Here is an 18,869-nt window from a genome sequence, read left to right as displayed (position 1 = left end):
TCAGAAGTCCGAATCCGTAGCAGCGGCCGCGGTTTCGGCCGCCAACGCCCCGGCGCCAGGATCGGCGGCGCGGCGTAGCCGATCGGAAGCGAAATCCCTGATGCGGCGGCGGATCTCCGGCCCATCCAAGTCGGTGCCGCCTACCCCGGCATGCGATCCGCCGTCACGCCGCCCGCCGTTGCCCGGCCCTTCGCGGCGCAACCCCGCGTCGCTCGGTTCCCCGGAGCCCCGGTCCGCGTCGCCCGACTCGCTGCCGAGGGCCGCACCGCTGCGCGGTTCGTTGCCGTTCGGGTCGGAGCTGGCCGGCTCGTTGTCGGAGAGACCGGGGTCGCCGACCCCTGGAACCGAAACCTCGATTCGCACAGCGGGATCCGCGTCGGCCGGGGCCGCTACCTCGCCGGTCCACGCGTCGCCGTGCAGGGTCAGTGCTGTGTGCACCGGCCCGGCGGAGGTGTGTACCAGGGCGTGCGGGCGCAGGTGGAGCGGTACGGGACCGCGCAGACCCGGGGCGGCGACGGCGCGGACGGTGACGGTGGTTCGGCCGTCGGCGCGCAGCACCGTCCAGGAGATCGCGCGTTCGGCGGCGTCGAGCAGGCCGGGCGGGCAGCGTCGCCAATTCCAGCCGGTGGTACCCCTGGCCAGCACCAGCGCGCCGCCAGGCGGGGTCATCGCGGGTCCGGCGGCCAAGGCGTAGTCCTCGGCGCGCCCGACGAACACCGGCAGGTCTGCCTCGTCGGCCGCCAGATCGGCACCGTCGAGGAGCATCTCGCATTCGGCACTCAGCGCGGCGATCTCGTCCAGCAGCAGCCGCTCGTCCAGCGGCGCGATGCCGTCGATGGTCGATGCGGGCCACCACCGGCTCGCCCAGTGCGCATAGGCGAGCCGCCATGCGGCCGGCGTCAGGTCCGGAAGTTCCGGCGTGACAGGCAGTTCGACGTCCTCGGCCGCTTCGACGGCGAGGGCGACCTGCTCGCCGAACACCGCCCACAGCCATTCCTGCGCGAGTTCGACGCGCTCGAGCACCGCGGCGGGCAGCGTCGTGCCGTCGAGCAGGTGCCACGTCAGATGGCCGCCCAGCACCTCGAGCACCGTGACGTCGAGCCGTGCCGCCGGGTCGAGCACCGTCGGCGCCCCGGCCGCGGCGATCACCACGAGCCCGTTCTCGGTTCGGCGGATGCGCACCGCGTCGTTCATCAGCTCGCCCTCGATTCGGTCGAATCCGGCTCGGCCGCCATGACACTCAGCGCCTGCTTGACCCTGGTGCGGTGATCGAGGATGACCGAGCGGGCGACGCCGTCGAGCAGATCCCACAGTTCCTCCGGGTCGAACACCGCGAACTCCCGAATGTCGCGGCCGTGCAGCCGAACCCACAGCCGCCGCAGGTACGGCCGCCATGGTGTGCACAACTCCGCGGCGATGGCCGCGAGCGGCCCGGTGGGCCGGGGTGCGGTGCCGTCGCCGACCACCAACCTCCGGGCTTGCAGCACATAGGCTTCCCGCTGCCAGCGGCTGTTGATGACGCGGTGCGCGGCGGTATCGGCGCCGGGGCGATCGGATGGGCCCCGCTCGCGCGCGCCGATCGGGGCGAGCCCGAGCGCGAGTTCGAGCCCGATCGTCGCCGTCACCCGCAGCGTCTCGTCCAAAAGGGCCCATGGCGAACAGCTCCGGGCGATCTCGGTGCGCACCAGCTCGGGAATCGGTGGTAGGTCGGTCCGCTCGGTCGAGGCCTGCAACGCGGTGAACACCCGCTCGTAGACGCTGCGGTCGAAGGGCAAGCCGAGGGTGGCGGTGGCGGCGGAGGCGCCGACCTCGGGCGGCTGCGGCACCGGGTACACCGTGAGTCCGAGCTCACTTGCCGAACAGCCGGATTCGTCCTGCCACAGCCGGATGCCGGTATGCGTGCCCGCGTGCGCGGCGACGAGGCCGTCCAGGCTCGCCTGACCGCTGTCCCGGCGCTGCCCCTGTCTGGCGGCGGCGCACGCGTCGAGCAGCCCGGCGATCGCGGCGGTGTGCGCGACATCCGCCGGGTCGGTCAACGGCCTGCGCCGCCAGGCGATCTCGATCAGCTCGGCGAGCTCGGGGGTGCGTTGCGTGACGTACTCCTTCAGTGCCTGGGTGGTCCGGCCCGCCGCCAGATCGTGCACGTCGCGCAGTGTCGCCTCGGCGACCGCGCGGTCGCGCTCGAGGTCCGGCATGCCCGCCGTCGTCGCGAGCTCGAAACAGCGCTGGAAGTACAGGTCCTGTGGATTGCCCTCGGTGATCCGCAACGCGCGGCGCACCTGCTTGAGCACGGTGAACCAGGCCGCGGTGGCGCGCAGGACGTCGGCCGCGGCATGTACCCGGGTGGCGAGCAGCACCGCGCCGTCGGCGGAGAGGATCGGGCCCGCGCAGAGCGGATGTCGCACGGGCCGGATCACCAGCGGATCGAGCACGAGTTTCACCGTGCGGCGTAGCGGCCCGCCGTGCGGACCGCTGAGCGGTTCGACGCCGTCGAGTTCGCGCCACACCTCGTCGAGCACCATGGCGCGCGGTCGTCGCATTCGACCAGGTTAACGGACATTTATCGGATTCGGACCCGAGCAAACCTGGGATCGGTAGGGCGCGAACCGTTCCTACCTTTCTCGTATCGGCCCAGCCACACCGGGCTGACCGAACTCCAGGAAGGCATCGGGCCCTCCACAGACAGTCAGGAACCATCATGAACACCAAGTCCGTCACCGCCGCCCTCGTCACCGCCGCCGCGACCGCGCTGTTCGTTACCGGGTGTAGCGACAACGCGAGCAGTGCCCCGGCCAAGTCCTCGGGCGCCGCGGCACCGTCCGCGCAGGGCGACCCGGCACCGGCGGGCAAGTCGTCCGCCTCGGTCGACGGCAAGGCGCTCACCGCGACGTTCACCACCACCTGCGCCAAGCAGGCAGGCACGCTGGCGCTCGCGCTCACCGATACCGCCAACCCCACCTACGGCAACCTCTCGGTGAGCGCCACCATCACCGGGACCGACACGGTCCAGGCGGTGGGCTTCGCGGGCACCAAGGGCGGGGAATCCGGCCAACCTTACGCGATCGGCTTCGGCAACGGCATGCCGGGCGGCTCGGCCACCCTCACCAAGGACGGCAACACCTACAAGATCTCCGGCGAGGGAGTGGGCGCTCCCGATCTGACCAACCCGCTCGCGGGCCCCAAGACCTCGAAGTTCGACGTCACCTTCGCCTGCTCGGCCATCGTCGGCGGCTGAACGCCCTCGGCCCCAACCCTTTCCACCCACCCCGCCCCGTCGTCGTGGCCATGCGCCCGACGACGGGGCGGGCTCGAATCCACCAGGAGCATCATGAAAACCCTGCGCTGGTCCGCCGCCGCGCTCGCGGCGCTCGCCATCGGCTACTACCTCTTCCACGGCCTGACCTACGTCCGCACCGATGCCTACGAACCCGCCGGAATGGGCTGGTTCGGTTGGCAATTGGCGCTGCCGATCGTCGCGCTCACCCTCGTGCCGGTGCTCTTCGCGGTGACCGGCGAAGGCATCGCCGCGGCGTTCACCGGCCGCAACAGCGCCGCGTTCCGCAACGGCCTGCTCGGGCTCGGGACGATCAGATCGGTCGGCCGGACCGGCGTGACCGTCAACGATCAGCCGCAGGTCCGGGTGGAGTTCGCGGTCGAGGGCGCGGACGGCAAGACCTTTGTCGCCACCGCGAAAATGATTGTGCCGCTGACCGAATTGGCACTGTTGCGGCCCGGGGTGGTGCTGCCGGTGCGCTATCTGCCCGACCGCACCGACAAGGTCGAGGTCGACCTCTCCGGCGATACCGCGCGGGCCCAGCAGGCCATGAACGAGTCGATGATCCGCAAGGGCATCACCACGCGGCGCAAGCTCGACATCGCCGAGCGCGGCATCGCCACCGAGGCGGTGGTGCGCTCGCTCTCGGTCACCGGTGAGATCCGCGACGGCCATTCGAAGATCGCCCTCGGCTTGGTGGTGACCCGGCCGGACGGCTCGACCTTCAGCACCCTCGTGGAGAAGTTCCTTGCCCCCGGCAGCGTCGGCCAGGTGCAGGTCGGGCGCATCCTGCGGGTGCACTACCTGCCGGAGGTCGAGCAAGAGGTCGTCATCGCCCTCGCCGTTAATGCCTGAACGCCGGCGAATGCCGCGTCCCTCCGAATCGCGCGGAGCGGCGCGGCATTCATTTTCGGCCTGGTCGAGACCATGGCCGATCCCACTAGCTATGTCACCGCGCCCGGTGCGCCTACATGTTGGCGAAGCGGGCGAAATCGCCTTGCGCGCCGCTGTATCGGTTGAGGTCGGTGTTGCCGGCGATGCCGTCGATGCGGCCGCTGTCGGTGGTCTGCCAGAACGTCCAGTGCGGCCAGCCGCCCGGCACCTCGGGGTCGTCGTTGTCCCGGTAGTCGGCGATCCACAGCGGAAACCGGGTGAACTCGTTGGTGTCGGCCATCGCCGTGCGCCAGAAGTTCGGATAGGTGTAGATGATCGGCACGCGCCCGGTGAGGGCCTGCACGGTGTTGAGATACCGGTGCGTCCAGTCGATCAGCGCGGCAGGCGGCAGTCCGCCGGCGGTCTCCAGGTCGAGCACCGGGGGCAGGTCCAGCGCGCCGTTCTGGCCGAGCACCACGGTCGCGTACAGCGCGGCCTGCGGCTCGGGCGGCAGGTTCGGCCGAGCGTAATGGTAGGTCCCGCGCGCCACGCCCGCCGCGCGCATCAGCAGGCTGTCCGGGACGAAGTACGGATTGATGTAGCTCAAGCCCTCGGTGGCCTTCACCATGGCGAAGTCGTGGCCGGAGCGTTTGACCGCGAACCAGTCGATCAGCCGCCCGTCGATGTGCTGCCAGGACGAGACGTCCGGACCGGTCGGCGTCGCCACCGCGGTCGCCTGCGTGGTTGCGGTGAGGATGCCGGTGAGGGCGATCAGGGTCAGCGCCGAACCGCGGCGACGGATGGTCGAGCTCCAACGCGGGATGTCCATGGCGTTCGACGATAGCTATTTGATCTGTCTGTGACCAGTGTTGCGTAAGGTGCAGTTGCGGAACATTTACCCAACGGCACGCGAACCGCGCGCTTCAGCCCAGCCAGTCCAGTACCGACGCGGCGGTCCACGACTGCTGCATGCTGCCAAGCGGCTCGCCGGTGAACGGTTCGTAGTACTCGGCGAAGCTGCCGTCGCTGGCCTGGCGCAGGCCCTCGGCGCGCAGCATGAACGAGCGCTCGGCCCAGCCGCGCCGGGCGAAGACCCAGGAGAACAGCCAGCTCATCACCGGCCATACCGGCCCACGCCAGTACTCGCGGGAGCGGAAGTCGCGCGAGACCGGCGAGGTCGACGGCGGCAGCGCGTAGCGCAGGTCGGGATGCCCGCAGAATCGCGGACCCTCGAACGTGCGCAGCAGGGTGCGCTCGGTATCCCGGGGCAGCCCGCCGCACAGCAGCGGCGCGAACATCGCCAAGGTCTCGGTGCTGATCCAGCGCTGCAACCGCACATCGAAATCCCGGGCGATGCCGGTGCGCGCGTCGGTCGTCGCGATGACGCCCGCGCGGAAGCGCTCGGCCCACGAGTACAGCTCGCGCACGTCCGCGTGCGGCTGCTTGTACTCCTCGCCGATATTGGCGAGCACCTCGCACGCCAGCGCGAAGATCCCGGTGACGAACACGTCCTCGACGGCGAAACTCATCGTCGAGGAGAGCTGGTAGTCGTCGTAGCCCGCCCGCCGCATCTGCTCGACCAGCCACAGATAGCGGTCGTACTCGCGATCGCTCGGGCGCTGGGTGGGGTCGGCGACCACCGCGGTGTCCTCACGCCGGTAGGGCGGTAGATCCTCAGGAATCACGTTGGCGTAGGCCCGATCCCAGCGTGGCGAGTTGTCCATGCCGGATTCCCAGCCGTGATAGAGCGTGATCCGGCCGGTCTCCTTGGGGTCGCGGGCGTGGGCCAGCCAGCGATGCCAGCGCACCAGATCGGGCCAGCGCCGCTGCAGGAAGTCCTCCGCGACCGCGCGGGTGCTGCGGCCGTGCCTGCGTGAGTGGTCGAGGATGCGTTGCACCGCGATGGCGTGCACCGGCGGCTGCGTGATGCCGGAGGTGTCCGGTCCGTCCGGCGCGTTCGCGGCCAGCCTGCGGCACTCCCACCGCGCGGGGCCGGGGAAGTAGCCGTCGACGCCGTTGGCGAAGACGATGTGCGGGATCATGCCGTTCTTCCACTGCGCGGACAGCAGCGTGTCGAGTTCGATCACGGCCCGTTCCACGCTCAGCGGTGCCAGGCCGACCGCGACGAACGCGGCGTCCCAGCTCCACATGTGCGGGTACAGGCGCGGCGCCGCGCTGGTCATCGTGCCCAGGTCGTTGCCACGCAGCAGGTACGCGGCGCGGGCCGCGAGCTGCGTTGGGGTGAATCCCGGGTGTGCCATCCCCCTATTCTGCGGTGCCACCCGCAAGTACGCGCGTTCTGTGATGTCCGACTCGGCCTCGTCCCACCTGGTGGCGGGGGGCTCGTGCGCGGCGGTTGTCACTCTCGAATGCCCCGTCCGTATTTCGCTGCTCGAGATTGTCGATCGATATATGCGTGCATCGCTCTGTTTTCCTGGGCCATTACGGTGGGGCGCATGACCAATGCCGTGACCAGCACCCCGAAGCCGACCGCGCTGATCACCGGTGCGAGCCGCGGGCTCGGCGCCGCGATCGCCCGAGAGCTCGCGCCGACGCACGACCTGCTGCTCGGCGCGCGATCGGCCGAGGCGCTGCGCCCTGTTCTCGACGAGCTGCCCGGCGCGACCGCGTGGCCGGTCGAGCTGACCGACTATCCGGCGGTGGCCGCGGCGACCGCGCAGATACCGCGGCTGGATGTGTTGGTGCACAACGCGGGTGTCGCGGATCTGAACAGCATCGCCGAGTCCACCGTAGATCAGTGGCGACACACGTTGGAAGCCAACGTGATCGCCGTCGCTGAGCTGACCCGGCTGCTGCTGCCTGCCCTGCGCGTCGCGAACGGCCATGTGGTGCTGATCAATTCGGGTGCGGGCCTGCGCGCCAACGCGGGCTGGGCTTCCTATGCCGCGAGTAAGTTCGCGCTGCGGGCCTTCGGCGATGCACTGCGGCTGGAGGAGCCCGCGTTGCGCGTCACCGCCATCCACCCCGGCCGGATCGACACCGACATGCAGCGCGCGATCATCGCGCACGAGGGCAGGGATTACCAGCCGGAGCAGTTCCTGCGCGCGCAGACCGTTGCGGGCGCGGTGCGCACCGCGGTCGAGACGCCGCGCGACGCGCACCCGACCGAGATCGTGCTGCGCCCGATGCCGAGCTAGGAAAAGGCTTCGGCCCCTTCCTGTTCCGGTGTGCGTCGGAGCGGGAAGGGGCCGAGTTCGGTGGACTACGCGACGATGTTGACCAGTCGGCCGGGGACCACGATCAGCTTGCGCGGGGCCGCGCCGTTGAGCAGTGCGGCGATCTTCTCGTCGGTGAGCGCCGCCGCCTCGATGGTGGCGTTGTCGGCGTCGGCGGGCACCTGGATCCGGCTGCGCACCTTCCCGTTCACCTGAATCGGGTACTCGACGGAGTCCTCGACCAGCAGCGCGGGATCGGCCACCGGGAACGGGCCGTGCGCCAGGGACTCGTTGTGTCCCAGGCGTTCCCACATCTCCTCAGCGATATGCGGGGACAGCGGGGCCAGCATCAGCACCAGCGCCTCCACCACGGTGCGCGGCGCGCCGTCGGGGTAGGTCTTGGTGAGATGGTTGGTCAGCTCGATCAGCTTGGCGCCCGCGGTGTTGTCGCGCAGCGCGGCGTAGTCCTCGTCGACACCGGCGATGGTCTTGTGCAGCAGGCGCAGCGTCTCCGGGGTGGGGTCCAGGTCGGCGACGCGCACCGCGCCGGTCTCCTCGTCCACCACCAGTCGCCACACCCGCTGCAGGAAGCGGTGCGCCCCGACGACGTCCTTGGTCGCCCACGGCCGCGAGCTGTCCAGCGGACCCATCGACATCTCGTAGAAGCGGAAGGTGTCCGCGCCGTAGAGGTCGTACATCTCGTCGGGCGAGACCGCGTTCTTCAGCGACTTGCCGATCTTGCCGTACTCCTGGAACACCTCGATCTCGGTGCCGCCCGGCTCGGTCCAGAAGAACTTGCCGTCGCGCTCGACGACCTCGGCCGCGGGCACGTACGCACCGCGCGCGTCGGTGTAGGCGTAGGCCTGGATGTAGCCCTGGTTGAACAGCTTCCGGTACGGTTCCCGGCCGCTGACATCGCCGAGATCGAACAGCACCTTCTGCCAGAACCGCGCGTACAGCAGGTGCAGCACCGCGTGTTCCATGCCGCCGATGTACAGATCGACGCCGCCGGGATCGTCCGGGCCGTGCTCGGCCGGGCGCGGGCCGAGCCAGTACTGCTCGTTCTCCTTGGCGCAGAACGCCTCCGCGTTGGTCGGGTCGGCGTAGCGCAGCTGGTACCACGAGCTGCCCGCCCAGTTCGGCATGACGTTGGTGTCGCGGCGGTACCGCTTGAGTCCGTCGCCCAGGTCGAGCTCGACATTGACCCACTCGGCGGCCTTGGCCAGCGGCGGCGACGGCTCGGAGTCGGCGTCGTCCGGGTCGAAGGTGACCGGCGCGAAATCGTCGAGCTCCGGAAGCCGCACGGGCAGCATCGATTCCGGCAGCGCGTGCGGCCTGCCGTCCTCGTCGAAGACGATCGGGAACGGCTCGCCCCAGTAGCGCTGGCGGGCGAAGAGCCAGTCGCGCAGCTTGTACTGGATGGTGCCGGTGCCGTGGCCCTCGGTCTCCAGCCGGGCGATGATGGTCGCCTTCGCCTCCTCGACGGACAGGCCGTCGAGGTAGCCGGAGTTCACCAGGGTGCCTTCGCCGGAGTAGGCGGCCTCGCTCAGGTCGCCGCCGGTGATGACCTCCACGATCGGCAGGCCGAGCGCGGTGGCGAATTCCCAGTCGCGCTGGTCGTGGCCGGGCACCGCCATGATCGCGCCGGTGCCGTAGCCGCTGAGCACATAGTCGGCGATGAAGACCGGAACGGCCTGGCCGTTGGCCGGGTTCACCGCGTGCACGCCGAGGAAGACGCCGGTCTTCTCCTTGTTCTCCTGGCGCTCCAGATCCGACTTGGCCACGATCGACTTGCGGTAGGCCGCAACGGCGTCCGCGGGATTCGCGGCGCCGCCGTTGGTCCAGCGGGGGTCGGTGCCGGCGGGCCACTCGGCCGCGGTCAGCTGATCGACCAGCTCGTGTTCCGGCGCGAGCACGACATAGGTCGCGCCGAACAGGGTGTCGGGCCGGGTGGTGAAGACCTCGATCTGCCTGCCCGCCGCGTCGAACTTCACCTGCGCGCCGCGCGAGCGGCCGATCCAGTTGCGCTGCATCGCCTTCACCTGATCCGACCAGTCCAGGTGGTCCAGGTCGTCGATCAGCCGGTCGGCGTAGGCGGTGATCCGCATCATCCACTGCCACAGCCGCTTACGGAACACCGGGAAGTTGCCGCGCTCGCTGCGGCCGTCGGCGGTGACCTCCTCGTTGGACAGCACCGTGCCGAGGCCGGGGCACCAGTTGACCATCGAATCGGTCAGGTACACCAGGCGATAGGAGTCCAGCAGCGTGCCGCGCTCGGCGGCCGTGAGCTCGGCCCAGGTCTTGCCGTCCGGGACCGCGCGTGCGCCACTGGCGAATTGGTCCTCGAGCTCGGCGATCGGCCGCGCGCGATCCAGCTCCTGGTCGTACCAGGAGTTGTAGATGCGCAAGAAGATCCACTGGGTCCAGCGGTAGTACTCCGGGTCGGTGGTCGAGAACGAGCGCCTGCTGTCGTGGCCGAGGCCGAGCCTGCTCAGCTGGCGCTGCATGTTGGCGATGTTCGACTCGGTGGTCACCCGCGGATGCGCGCCGGTCTGCACCGCGTACTGCTCGGCGGGCAGGCCGAACGCGTCGAAGCCGAGCGCGTGCAGCACGTTGCGGCCGTGCATCCGGTGGTACCGCGCGAACGTGTCGGTGGCGATGTAGCCGAGTGGATGCCCGACGTGCAGGCCCGCCCCCGACGGGTACGGGAACATGTCCTGGATGAACAGCTTGTCCGCCGGGGTGGCACCCGCTAGCGGACCGACCGGGTTCGGCGCATGGAAGGTCCCGCGTTCGGCCCACGTCCGCTGCCAACGCTGTTCGATACGGGCGGCAAGCGCGGCGTTGTACCGATGCTCGGGTACATCGCTATCGGTCGCACGAGTGTCCTGCACGGTCCTGCCTTCTTGTTATCGCCGATCCCCGACAAACTTCGTCTATCAGGGTAGAACGTGCACACCGCGGTACTGAAAATCGGGCTGCGCAGACCTCGCTCGCGCGGGCGTGCCGATCTTCCGTACGAGGTTACCCACCCGTCGGTATGTCGCTGCGGCACACCGGTTTCGCGTCGCCCCGGCGTCGGCGTTCTCATCTCGGCGGACCCAACAGTGCGTTTGGTTGCTGCGTTGCGGAGCCGTTTCGGCGCAGTGTGGAAAGCGCTCGTCCGCAGTGGTGGCCTGCCATGTGCTGGGTGGTTGCGCGGGAGCTGTCGGTAGCCGGAGTCGACCGATGCGATAGCCTGCATGGGTGTTCGTAGTCGCTCTCGCCTTGTTCGTGCTCGGCCTCGTCGCCCTCGCGACCGGAGCGCTCGGGCTGAGCGGCCGGCTGCCGCGCAACCGCTTCGTCGGGGTGCACACCGAGGCCGCCCTCTCCGATGACGAGACCTTCCGGATCGCCAATCGCGTCGCCGCCCCCACCTCGCTGGCCGCGGGAGCGCTGCTGTTCGCCGGTGGACTCGTCGTACTCGCCGCGGGTGGTTTCGCGGCGCTGCTCGTCGCCGCGGGTGTCGCCGTGCTCGCGCTGTTCACCCTCGGCGCGGGCGCCAACGCGGCGGCGGCGAAGGCCGAGGCGATCGCGCCGCCCGCCGAGCTCGGCGGTTGCGGCAGCGCGTGCGGCGGGTGCTCACTGCGCGACACCTGCCAGCCCGCGACCTAGGCCCCGTTTCGTCCGGCCGAACCGTGCCACCGGCCCGCCGGTGACCCTATTCACCCGGGTTTCGATCCGGTCAACGCACGGAATCCGGTTCACACCGGTGTGGGGCGGTCCCATACTGGGGAAACTACTGGCACGACTCCGGGGTGGATATGGGTACGTTCGACCGGAGCACGAGCTCCGACCTCGTGGTCGCCGCGGGTGACACCTGGGGCATCTCCGGGCCCGACTTCTTGGCGATCTATCTGCCGTTCGCGCTGCTCGCGCTGGCACTCGGGGTGTGGCTGCGGCTACGGGTGACGCGGGCCGCGCCCGACTCCGCCCCCGCACACCCCGGCGCCGAACTGTCCCTGCCCGAGCTGGGCCTGCTCTTCGACGATCGGCGTGCGGTGCTCACGGCGCTGGCCCGGCTGCGCAGCGCCGACCTCATCGATTCGAGCGCGGCGCCGGCCCGGCCACTGGAGCAGGCCGACGAGTTCCGCTTGGACCCGTTCACCGTCGCGGTCTATCGGCGCATCGTCGCCGGGACCAAGCCGACGGTGGCCGCGCTCACCGCCGCGTTGTCCGGCACCCGCGCGGAGATGCGCGAGTCCATGGTCAAGCGCGGCTACTTCCCTGACGCGGAATTCAAGCGTCGGATCTGGGACGCGGGCCTGCCGACGCTGATCGTGATGGCGGTCGGCGTGGTGCGGCTCATCGCGGGCCTGCTCAACGACAACCCGGTCGCCTTCCTCGTGTTCGCGCTCCTGGCACAGTTGCTCTGCTACTGGTTCCTGGTGCGCAAGCCACGGCTGACCCCGTTCGGCCATCGAGCCCGTGCCAACGCGACGACCAGCGGCCTGCATCTGCGCCCGTCCAATTCACCCGCCTACTCCACCTACGGGGCGGAGAGCGCCGCGCTCGCGGCCGCGATCTTCGGTGGCGCCGCGCTGTTGTCGCTCGATCCGGGGCTGGCCGGTGCGGTCGAGCCGCCGAGCTCGTCCGGGGGGAGCGACGGCGGTGGCAGCGGGGACGGTGGCGGTAGTGGCTGTGGTGGTGGCGGAGGCTGTGGCGGGGGTGGCGGCTGTGGTGGCTGACGGTCCGGCCGGGCGATGACCGGGCTGCTGCCCGAGGGGGCGCTCGGCATCGGCTGGCGTCCGGAGATCTGCGGTGTCATCGCCCAATTGGCCGGCCTTGGCTTCTGCGAGGTCATCGCGGAAGCACTACCCATGCGGCGATCCCGGCTGCGCGGGCCGCGCGTTGTGCCGCCCGCCGAGTTGGCCGCGCTCGTCGGACGCGGTATCCCCGTTGTGCCGCACGGTGTTTCGTTGTCGCTCGGCGGCGCCGACCCGGTCGAGGACCGACGGATCGCACAGCTCGGCACCGCCGCGGTCGCGCTCGGCGCGCCGCTGGTGAGTGAGCACATCGCGTTCGTGCGGGCCGACGGCATCGAGGCGGGGCATCTGCTGCCGGTGCCGCGCTCGGCCGCGGCGCTGACGGTGCTGGCCCGCAACATCACCAGGACCCAGGCCGGGCTCGGCGTGCCGCTGGCCGTGGAAAACATTGCCGCGCTGTTCGATTGGCCCGACGACGAGTACACCGAATCGGAGTTCCTCACCGAACTGGTGGAGCGGACCGGGGTGTACCTACTGCTCGACCTCGCGAATATCTATGCCAATGCCCGTAATCGGGCCCGCGATCCGCTGGCCGAACTCTTGCGCCTGCCCGCCGACCGGGTCGCCTACTGTCACGTCGCGGGCGGTCACGAAGCCGGTGGCCGCTACCACGACACGCACACCGACCCCGTCCCGGCCGACGTGCTCGCCCTCGTCGGTGCGTTCACCGCCCGGCATCCGGTGCCCTTGATGCTCGAACGCGACGGCAACTACCCGCCCGCCGCCGAACTCCTCGACGAACTGGACGCGATCGCCGTCGCGGCCGACCGTCCCTCGATCACTGGCCGCGCGCGAGCACCGCGCCCATGAGCGACGAACTCGCCGCCCGCCAAGCCGCGCTGATCCGCGCTCTCGTCGCGGGCGCATCCGCCCCCACCGGCTTCGACCCCGAGGACCTTGCCGCGGCCGCCCACGCCCTGCTGCGCAAACGCGCCGGCGAGGTGGCCCGCCGCTACCCCCGCTTGGCCCACGCCTGCGGGGCCGACTTCACCCCGCTATTCATCGCCTGGGCCGCGGGCAAGCCCAAGACCACGACCGCCGCCGATGCGGTGGACTTCGCGCAATATCTGGATCTACCAGCACCTTTGCTGGGCAGGGCAAGCAAACGTGCGCGGTGGTCGTCGCGGCGCTGAACCCCGTTCGCGCCGGTGGCCCGGCACCGCGGGCGCCGAAGATCGCGTTCCGCCGCGGCCGCCGCGCAATTCATGGGATGTGAGGAAGTACGCACTGCTCAGGAGTCGCGCAGGGGTGCCGCGGCGTTAGCCTGGGCTGTGCGATTCCTCAGCAAGTTCTATATCGACGGATTCATCCTGTCGATCCTCGCTTCCGTCGCCCTGGCCAGCGTTTTCCCGGCCAGAGGTACCGCGGCGGACGTGGTCGACGTGCTGACGAAGATTGCCATCGCATTGCTCTTTCTGCTGTACGGCACCCGGCTCTCGCCGAAGGAGGCGCTGGCCGGCCTGACGCACTGGCGATTGCATCTGGTGGTGCTCGCCTGCACCTTCGTCGCCTTCCCGTTGCTCGGACTCGCGGCGCGGGTGCTGGTGCCGAGCGTGCTGACCGACGACCTGTACACCGGCCTGCTGTTCCTGTGCCTGGTCCCGTCCACCGTGCAGTCCTCGATCGCGTTCACCTCGATCGCGAAGGGCAACGTGCCCGGCGCGATCGTCAGCGCGACCACCTCGAACCTGCTCGGTGTCTTCATCACCCCGCTGCTGGTGATCCTGTTGATGAACACCACCGGCCATGCCAGCGTGGACTTCTCGTCGATCGGCGACATCGTGCTGCAGCTGCTGGTGCCGTTCGCGATCGGTCAGCTGATCCGGCCGAAGGTGATCGGCTGGCTCAGCCGCTATGCCGAGCCGACGAAGCTGGTGGACCGCGGCTCGATCCTGCTCGTCGTCTATGCCGCGTTCAGCGCGGGCATGGTGGAGGGCATCTGGCACATGCTCTCGCCGTGGCGGATTCTCGCGCTGGCCGGTGTCTGCTGTGTGCTGCTCGCGCTCGTCATCACCCTGACCATGCTGATCGGCCGCTTCGCGGGCTTCTCCCGCGCGGACCGCATCGTGATCGTATTCTGCGGTTCCAAGAAGAGCCTCGCGACCGGGCTGCCCATGGCGACGGTGCTGTTCGCGAGCCAGCCGGTGGGCCTGATCGTATTGCCGCTGATGATGTTCCATCAGATCCAGCTGATCACCTGTGCCGCGCTATCGCAGCGCTGGGGCAAGCAGGCCGAGGAGCCAGGCGAGGCAGGGGAATTGAAGCCCGCCGCTTAACGCAGCCCCTCCAGTGCGCGCAGCACCGCCTGATCGGCGTCGGGGTCGCCGACCGAGATGCGTGCGCTGCCATCGGGATACGCCTTCGCGGCGATACCGGCCCGGCGCAGCGCGGTGGCCACGCCGGGGCCGGGCAGGAACAGGAAGTTCGCCTGGCTGCGCGGTACCTCGATGCCGCGACGGCGCAACGCCGTGCGCAGTGCCTCGCGTGCGGCGGTGATGCGTAGTGTGCGCGCGGCGAGCTCCGGTGCGGCGGCATAGGAGGCGGCGACCGCGGCCGCCGCGGTCGAGCTCACTCCGAACGGCAACTGCAGCTTGCGCACCCTGGCCATCAGTTCCGGCCTGCCGAAGGCGTAGCCGATGCGCAGCCCCGCCAGGCCGTACGCCTTCGAGAAGGTACGCAGGAAAAGCAGGTTCGCGTGTTTGCGCAGCAGGGCACCGGGGTCGATATGGGCGGCGGCATCGAGGAATTCGACATAGGCCTCGTCCAGGATCACCGGCACGCGGGCGGGCACCGTGCGCAGGAACGCGGCCAACTGCCCGGCCGTGACCACGGTGCCGGTCGGATTGTGCGGGCGGCACACCACCACCAATCCGGTGCGCTTGTCGACGGCCCGGGCCAACGCCCACAGGTCCTGGTCGCCGCGGGCGGTCAGCGGTACCGGCACTGCGTCGAGTCCGGTCATCTCGGCCATGATCGGATAGCCGTCGAAAGTCGGTGCGCCGTAGACGATTCCGGCACCGGCACTGGTCAGCGACTGGATGATCTGCAGCGCCACCCCCGTCGCGCCCGCACCGACCACGATCTGATCCGCGGACACGCCGAGATGCCCGGCGATGAGCCGGGGCAACCGGTCCGGCAGGAACTCGGGGTACCGATTCGCCTGTGCCAGTTCGGCGTGCATCGCGCGCAGCACCGAAGGCAGTGGCGGGAAGGGATTCTCGCTCAGGGCCAGGTCGAAACGCGGCGCCGTGGCGGCGCCGCGGGGTTGCCGCGACGGCCTGGTCTCCTCGACGAGCCGCACGTTCATCCGGCCGCGCCCCACCGGACGGCCGCCGCGGCCGCGAAATCGCCCGCGTGCGCGAAGGCCGACAGCAGCACGACCGAGCCCGCGCGCAGCCTGCCCGCGCGGTTCTCCACGTCCAGAGTCACCGGAATGCCTGCGGCGAACAGGTTTCCGCACATGTCGAAGGTGTCCGGATGGCGTTCGGCGGGCAGTTCCAGCGCGTCGTGCCAGTTGCGCAGGAACAAGCGGTTGGGTTGGTTGGTGACGAAGGTGTCGATGTCGCGTCCCTTCACCCCGATCCGGTCGCACACCGCCAGCGCCACCTCCGGCACCAACCGGTTGCCGCGCGCGAACACCTTGGTGATCTTCGATTCGGTGAAGCTGACGCAGCCCTGGCCCTCGCCGGGCTCCCAGTACTTGCGCTCGCCGTTGGTGGAGAACTCCATGTCGCCGGCGAACTCGGGGTAGGTGCGGCACTCGATGTCGAGAATCGGCGAGCTGTCGTCCTTGACCAGCAGGCCGACCCCGCACCCGTCGCCGGGCACCGGCGCCTGGGCCAGCTTGCGGATCTCCGGCTGGGTGAACACCGGTCCCGCGCAGTTCTGCGTCGCCGCGATCAACGCGGTGCGCGCGTCGGTGGTCTGCAGGACCATCCGCGCCATCGACATCATGTGCACGAACGCCGCGCACCCGCCGTTGTGCACGTCGTAGACGAAGCCGGGTCGCGCACCGAGGCGCCGGGCGACCTCGGGCCCGCAGCCGAGCACCGGATTCGTCGGCAGCTGGGTGTGCGTGATCAGCACGTCGATCTCCGAGATGAACCGCGCCCCATGGCGTTCGATCAGCGGGGCGACCGCGCGCTCGACCATGTCGACCGCGGTCTCGTCGCGGTCCACGTGGTGGCGGGCCTTGGGCGAGCGGAACATCACGTTCTTCGCCATCCGGTCCGAGCGGGAGAACTGGGTGAAGTATTCGGTGCCGACCGGCTCGCCGGGCAGATAGCTCGCGACGTCGACCAGGCTGACTGTGGGAAACGAACTCATACGGGTCTCACTTCATCCAGTCGGGCTTGACCGGAAGACCGTTGGCCGCCCGGTACTCGCAGATCGCCTTGAGGTTGTCCATTTCCAGCTGGTGCCCGGCCGAGAACATCTCCCAGAAGTCACCGACCCAGACCGGGCGCCGCGGCGGCGCGGTCTCGGGGTAGGGGTTCTCGTCGTAGAAGGGATGCTTGCAATTGACCCACAGCACAACCGATCCCGGCTTGTCGAACACGACCTGGGCGTCGATCACCCGCAGCAGGTAGATCATCCACAGGTGCCGTGACTGGTCCCAGGCGCAGTGGTAGTCCACGGTCATCGCCTCGGGATTGGCCACGGTCCTGGTGAAGATCTGAGTCTGGTCGCCGAGCCGGTCGTAGGCCAGCCACAGGCCGGGCTCCTCGGTTTCCACGAAGCCGCGCAGGCTGTAGGTCCATTCCTCCAGCGACCTCGTATCGGCCAGATATTCGTACACTTCGCGCGGCGGCGCGGCGATATAGGCCTGCACCGGACAGTACTCGCCGAAGATCTGGTCGTGCGGGTACACCGACCGCAGCATGTCCATGATGATCGGGGTGGTGGCGTCCTTGTCGGAGTTCTCGATGCGCAGCACACCCGGGACGAGTTCGTCCGGGAAATCGCTGAGGGCGGGCAGGGCGCTGCCGGACCCGTCCGTCGCCTGGCCACCGCTGCTTCGGGAATCGCTACGCGCTGCGGTCATTTCTGCTCCTCGAGGTGTCGGTGGTGGTCAGGAAAGGCAAGAACGGGGGGATCTCGTCGGGGTCGACGTCGATCGAAAGGAACGACGGCCCATGGCTTTCCAAGCAGGCGCGCAGCGCCGCGGCGAGCTCGCCGGGTGCGCGCACCGAGACGGCGGGCAGCGTCGGGAACATCGCGCCGATGCCGTCACCGAGCTGCGCGGGCCGGAACCTGTTGTAGCTGTAGCGATCCCGGTAGTAGAGCTGCTCGCGGGTGACGCACATGGCGTGCGCGTTGTTGTTCAACACGATGAAGGTGACCGGCAGCGCGTGCTCGATCGCGGTGTGCAGTTCCAGGCCGTGCATGAAGAACGCGCCGTCACCCGCGACGACCACGGTGCGCCTGCCGCCGCCGCGCCGCGCGAAGGCGGAGCCGATCGCGGCGCCGAAGGCATAGCCCATACCGCCCATGCCGAGCGCCACCGTGAACCGGCCACCGCGCGGCACCCGCAGCTGATGCACCACCGCCGCACCGGTATTGCCCGCGTCGGCGAAGATGTCGGTGCCCGTGGGCAGTGCCGCCTCGATGGTTTCGACGATCTCGCGGTAGCGCAGCCCGGGGCCGGTCGCGGCGGGCACCCGCAGCGGGGTGAGCGCGGTGGCGGGCCGCGGATCGCGGGTAGTCGCGGCGGTGTCGAATTCGTCGGCGAGTTCGTCCAGCGTGCGAGCGAGATCGGTGCTCGTCGCGTGCAGTGCGGGCAGATGCGTCGGCACGGCGCCGAGGGCGGCCACCGTGGTGCAGGCCAGCGCGTCTTCCAGGCCGGTCCGCGCCGTGATCGGCATGGGCGTGCCGATGATCAGGCACAACGCCGAGTTCCGTAGTGCGGCAGCGAGTTCGGGATGGCCCATGCTGCCCGCGACCCCGCAGAAGCCGGGATCGGTGTTGTCGAAGGTGTCCTTGGCGTCGGGCGCGACCCCGACCACGGCGTCCAGCGCCACGGCCAGGCGGGCCAGCTGCGCGCGGGCGTTGTCCCTGGCCACCTGGTCACCGGCGATGAGCACGATCTTGCCGGTCCGTCGGGCCGTGCGCAGGGCGGTGACCACCTGCGCCAGGCCGGGTCCGTCGCGCCGATAAGTCTTGGCGGGCAACCGGAACGGCGGCAGCCGGCCCAGGTCGCACTGCTGCACGTCCTTGGGCAGCAACAGCACCGCGGGGCCGCCGCGGCGGGCCGCGGCGACCGCCACCGCCACCTGATCGGGCAGGTCGGCGGCGGTCTCGACGCGGGCGCAGTAGCGGGTGATCGCCGCGAACATGCGAGCGGCATCGATGGTGCCCGCCCGTCCGCTGGTGTCCTGGAAGGCGCCGTTGCCTTCCAGCGCGGTCGGCGGCTGGCCGACCAGCGCGAGTACCGGGACTCGGGAGGCGAATGATTCGGCAAGACCCGCAACGAGATTCATCGCGCCGCCGCCCGAGGTGGCGGCTACGACACCGAACCCGCCGGTCGAGCGGGCATAACCGTCGGCCATGGTCGCCGCGCCGAACTCGTGCTTGGCGATCACGCCGGTGACATCGTGGGCGGTGTCGAAGAGGGCGTCGTAGAGGTCCTCGATGTTCGCGCCGTCCACGCCGAAGATGTGGCGTACGCCCAGGTCCGCGACTACTTGCACGAGATAGTCCACGACCCGGGTCTGCATCGGCACTCCTCCCCGCGGTCCGGTG

Annotated in this window: 17 protein-coding genes; 8 read left to right on the top strand and 9 right to left on the bottom strand. The window is 69.9% G+C overall.

The features are described 5' to 3' along the window. Nucleotides 1–1,194, bottom strand: coding sequence for a hypothetical protein (locus F5X71_RS35500; RefSeq protein WP_167465915.1), 1,194 nt, complete (start codon nt 1,192–1,194; stop codon nt 1–3). Next, complete coding sequence (locus tag F5X71_RS35495) at nt 1,194–2,522, bottom strand: hypothetical protein (protein ID WP_167466981.1); 1,329 nt, start codon at nt 2,520–2,522, stop codon at nt 1,194–1,196. The genes F5X71_RS35500 and F5X71_RS35495 overlap by 1 nt, the downstream gene beginning before the upstream one ends. A 176-nt stretch (nt 2,523–2,698) precedes the next feature. On the opposite strand from F5X71_RS35495, the gene F5X71_RS35490 reads away from it, so the two are divergent. Both F5X71_RS35490 and F5X71_RS35485 read left to right on the top strand, forming a co-directional pair. Continuing rightward, nucleotides 2,699–3,235: a lipoprotein LpqH gene (locus F5X71_RS35490; protein WP_167465914.1), complete on the top strand. Its 537-nt coding sequence runs from the start codon at nt 2,699–2,701 to the stop codon at nt 3,233–3,235. Between the two features lie 90 nt (nt 3,236–3,325). Further along, nucleotides 3,326–4,129 (top strand): hypothetical protein, encoded by an 804-nt coding sequence (locus F5X71_RS35485; RefSeq protein ID WP_428981516.1) that lies wholly within the window; start codon nt 3,326–3,328, stop codon nt 4,127–4,129. 112 nt (nt 4,130–4,241) lie between these two features. On the opposite strand, the gene F5X71_RS35480 is transcribed toward F5X71_RS35485, so the two are convergent. Together F5X71_RS35480 and ggh are read right to left on the bottom strand one after the other, a co-directional pair. Continuing rightward, entirely contained in the window at nt 4,242–4,976 is a 735-nt protein-coding gene (locus tag F5X71_RS35480; RefSeq protein ID WP_167465912.1) for a glycoside hydrolase family 25 protein, read from the bottom strand. Nucleotides 4,977–5,070: 94 nt separating this feature from the next. Next, nucleotides 5,071–6,408 (bottom strand): glucosylglycerate hydrolase, encoded by a 1,338-nt coding sequence (gene ggh / locus F5X71_RS35475; protein ID WP_167465911.1) that lies wholly within the window; start codon nt 6,406–6,408, stop codon nt 5,071–5,073. Between the two features lie 195 nt (nt 6,409–6,603). Here ggh and F5X71_RS35470 point away from each other — a divergent pair, with 195 nt between their 5' ends. Then, nucleotides 6,604–7,305, top strand: coding sequence for an SDR family oxidoreductase (locus tag F5X71_RS35470; RefSeq protein WP_167465910.1), 702 nt, complete (start codon nt 6,604–6,606; stop codon nt 7,303–7,305). 65 nt (nt 7,306–7,370) lie between these two features. On the opposite strand, the gene leuS is transcribed toward F5X71_RS35470, so the two are convergent. Beyond that, the gene (gene leuS, locus F5X71_RS35465) at nt 7,371–10,217 is read right to left on the bottom strand and encodes a leucine--tRNA ligase (protein WP_167465909.1); all 2,847 of its coding nucleotides are present in this window, start codon (nt 10,215–10,217) and stop codon (nt 7,371–7,373) included. Between the two features lie 352 nt (nt 10,218–10,569). Between leuS and F5X71_RS35460 the strand changes: the two genes are divergently transcribed. From F5X71_RS35460 to F5X71_RS35440, 5 genes are all read left to right on the top strand, one after another. After that, a complete protein-coding gene (locus F5X71_RS35460; protein ID WP_167465908.1) occupies nt 10,570–10,977 on the top strand; it encodes an SdpI family protein in 408 nt (135 codons plus the stop codon). Between the two features lie 149 nt (nt 10,978–11,126). Then, nucleotides 11,127–12,050, top strand: a complete 924-nt coding sequence (locus F5X71_RS35455; protein ID WP_167465907.1) for a TIGR04222 domain-containing membrane protein — start codon at nt 11,127–11,129, stop codon at nt 12,048–12,050. A gap of 15 nt (nt 12,051–12,065) precedes the next feature. Beyond that, on the top strand, nt 12,066–12,938 hold the full coding sequence (locus F5X71_RS35450) for a DUF692 domain-containing protein (RefSeq protein WP_167465906.1): 873 nt from the start codon (nt 12,066–12,068) through the stop codon (nt 12,936–12,938). Then, complete coding sequence (locus F5X71_RS35445; RefSeq protein WP_167465905.1) at nt 12,935–13,261, top strand: hypothetical protein; 327 nt, start codon at nt 12,935–12,937, stop codon at nt 13,259–13,261. Before F5X71_RS35450 ends, F5X71_RS35445 begins: the two co-directional genes overlap by 4 nt. Before the next feature lie 138 nt (nt 13,262–13,399). After that, entirely contained in the window at nt 13,400–14,404 is a 1,005-nt protein-coding gene (locus tag F5X71_RS35440; RefSeq protein WP_167465904.1) for a bile acid:sodium symporter family protein, read from the top strand. Here the strand turns inward: F5X71_RS35440 and F5X71_RS35435 are convergent. The 4 genes from F5X71_RS35435 to F5X71_RS35420 are packed head-to-tail and all read right to left on the bottom strand — an operon-like array spanning nt 14,401 to nt 18,844. Then, nucleotides 14,401–15,435, bottom strand: a complete 1,035-nt coding sequence (locus tag F5X71_RS35435; RefSeq protein WP_167465903.1) for an aminotransferase class I/II-fold pyridoxal phosphate-dependent enzyme — start codon at nt 15,433–15,435, stop codon at nt 14,401–14,403. The two genes, F5X71_RS35440 and F5X71_RS35435, sit on opposite strands and share 4 nt — an antisense overlap. Further along, entirely contained in the window at nt 15,432–16,454 is a 1,023-nt protein-coding gene (locus F5X71_RS35430; protein ID WP_167465902.1) for a 3-oxoacyl-ACP synthase III family protein, read from the bottom strand. Before F5X71_RS35430 ends, F5X71_RS35435 begins: the two co-directional genes overlap by 4 nt. Before the next feature lie 7 nt (nt 16,455–16,461). Continuing rightward, the gene (locus F5X71_RS35425; protein ID WP_174817200.1) at nt 16,462–17,172 is read right to left on the bottom strand and encodes an SRPBCC family protein; all 711 of its coding nucleotides are present in this window, start codon (nt 17,170–17,172) and stop codon (nt 16,462–16,464) included. Continuing rightward, nucleotides 17,156–18,844 carry a thiamine pyrophosphate-binding protein gene (locus F5X71_RS35420; RefSeq protein ID WP_167465901.1) on the bottom strand — a complete coding sequence of 563 codons (1,689 nt, stop codon included), beginning with the start codon at nt 18,842–18,844 and terminating at the stop codon, nt 17,156–17,158. Before F5X71_RS35420 ends, F5X71_RS35425 begins: the two co-directional genes overlap by 17 nt. Nucleotides 18,845–18,869 lie beyond the last annotated feature (25 nt).

Source organism: Nocardia brasiliensis (assembly GCF_011801125.1).
Taxonomy (GTDB): domain Bacteria; phylum Actinomycetota; class Actinomycetes; order Mycobacteriales; family Mycobacteriaceae; genus Nocardia; species Nocardia brasiliensis_C.
The sequence above is the reverse complement of the archived record's forward strand: the minus strand, read 5'-3'. Positions and strand labels throughout refer to the sequence as shown.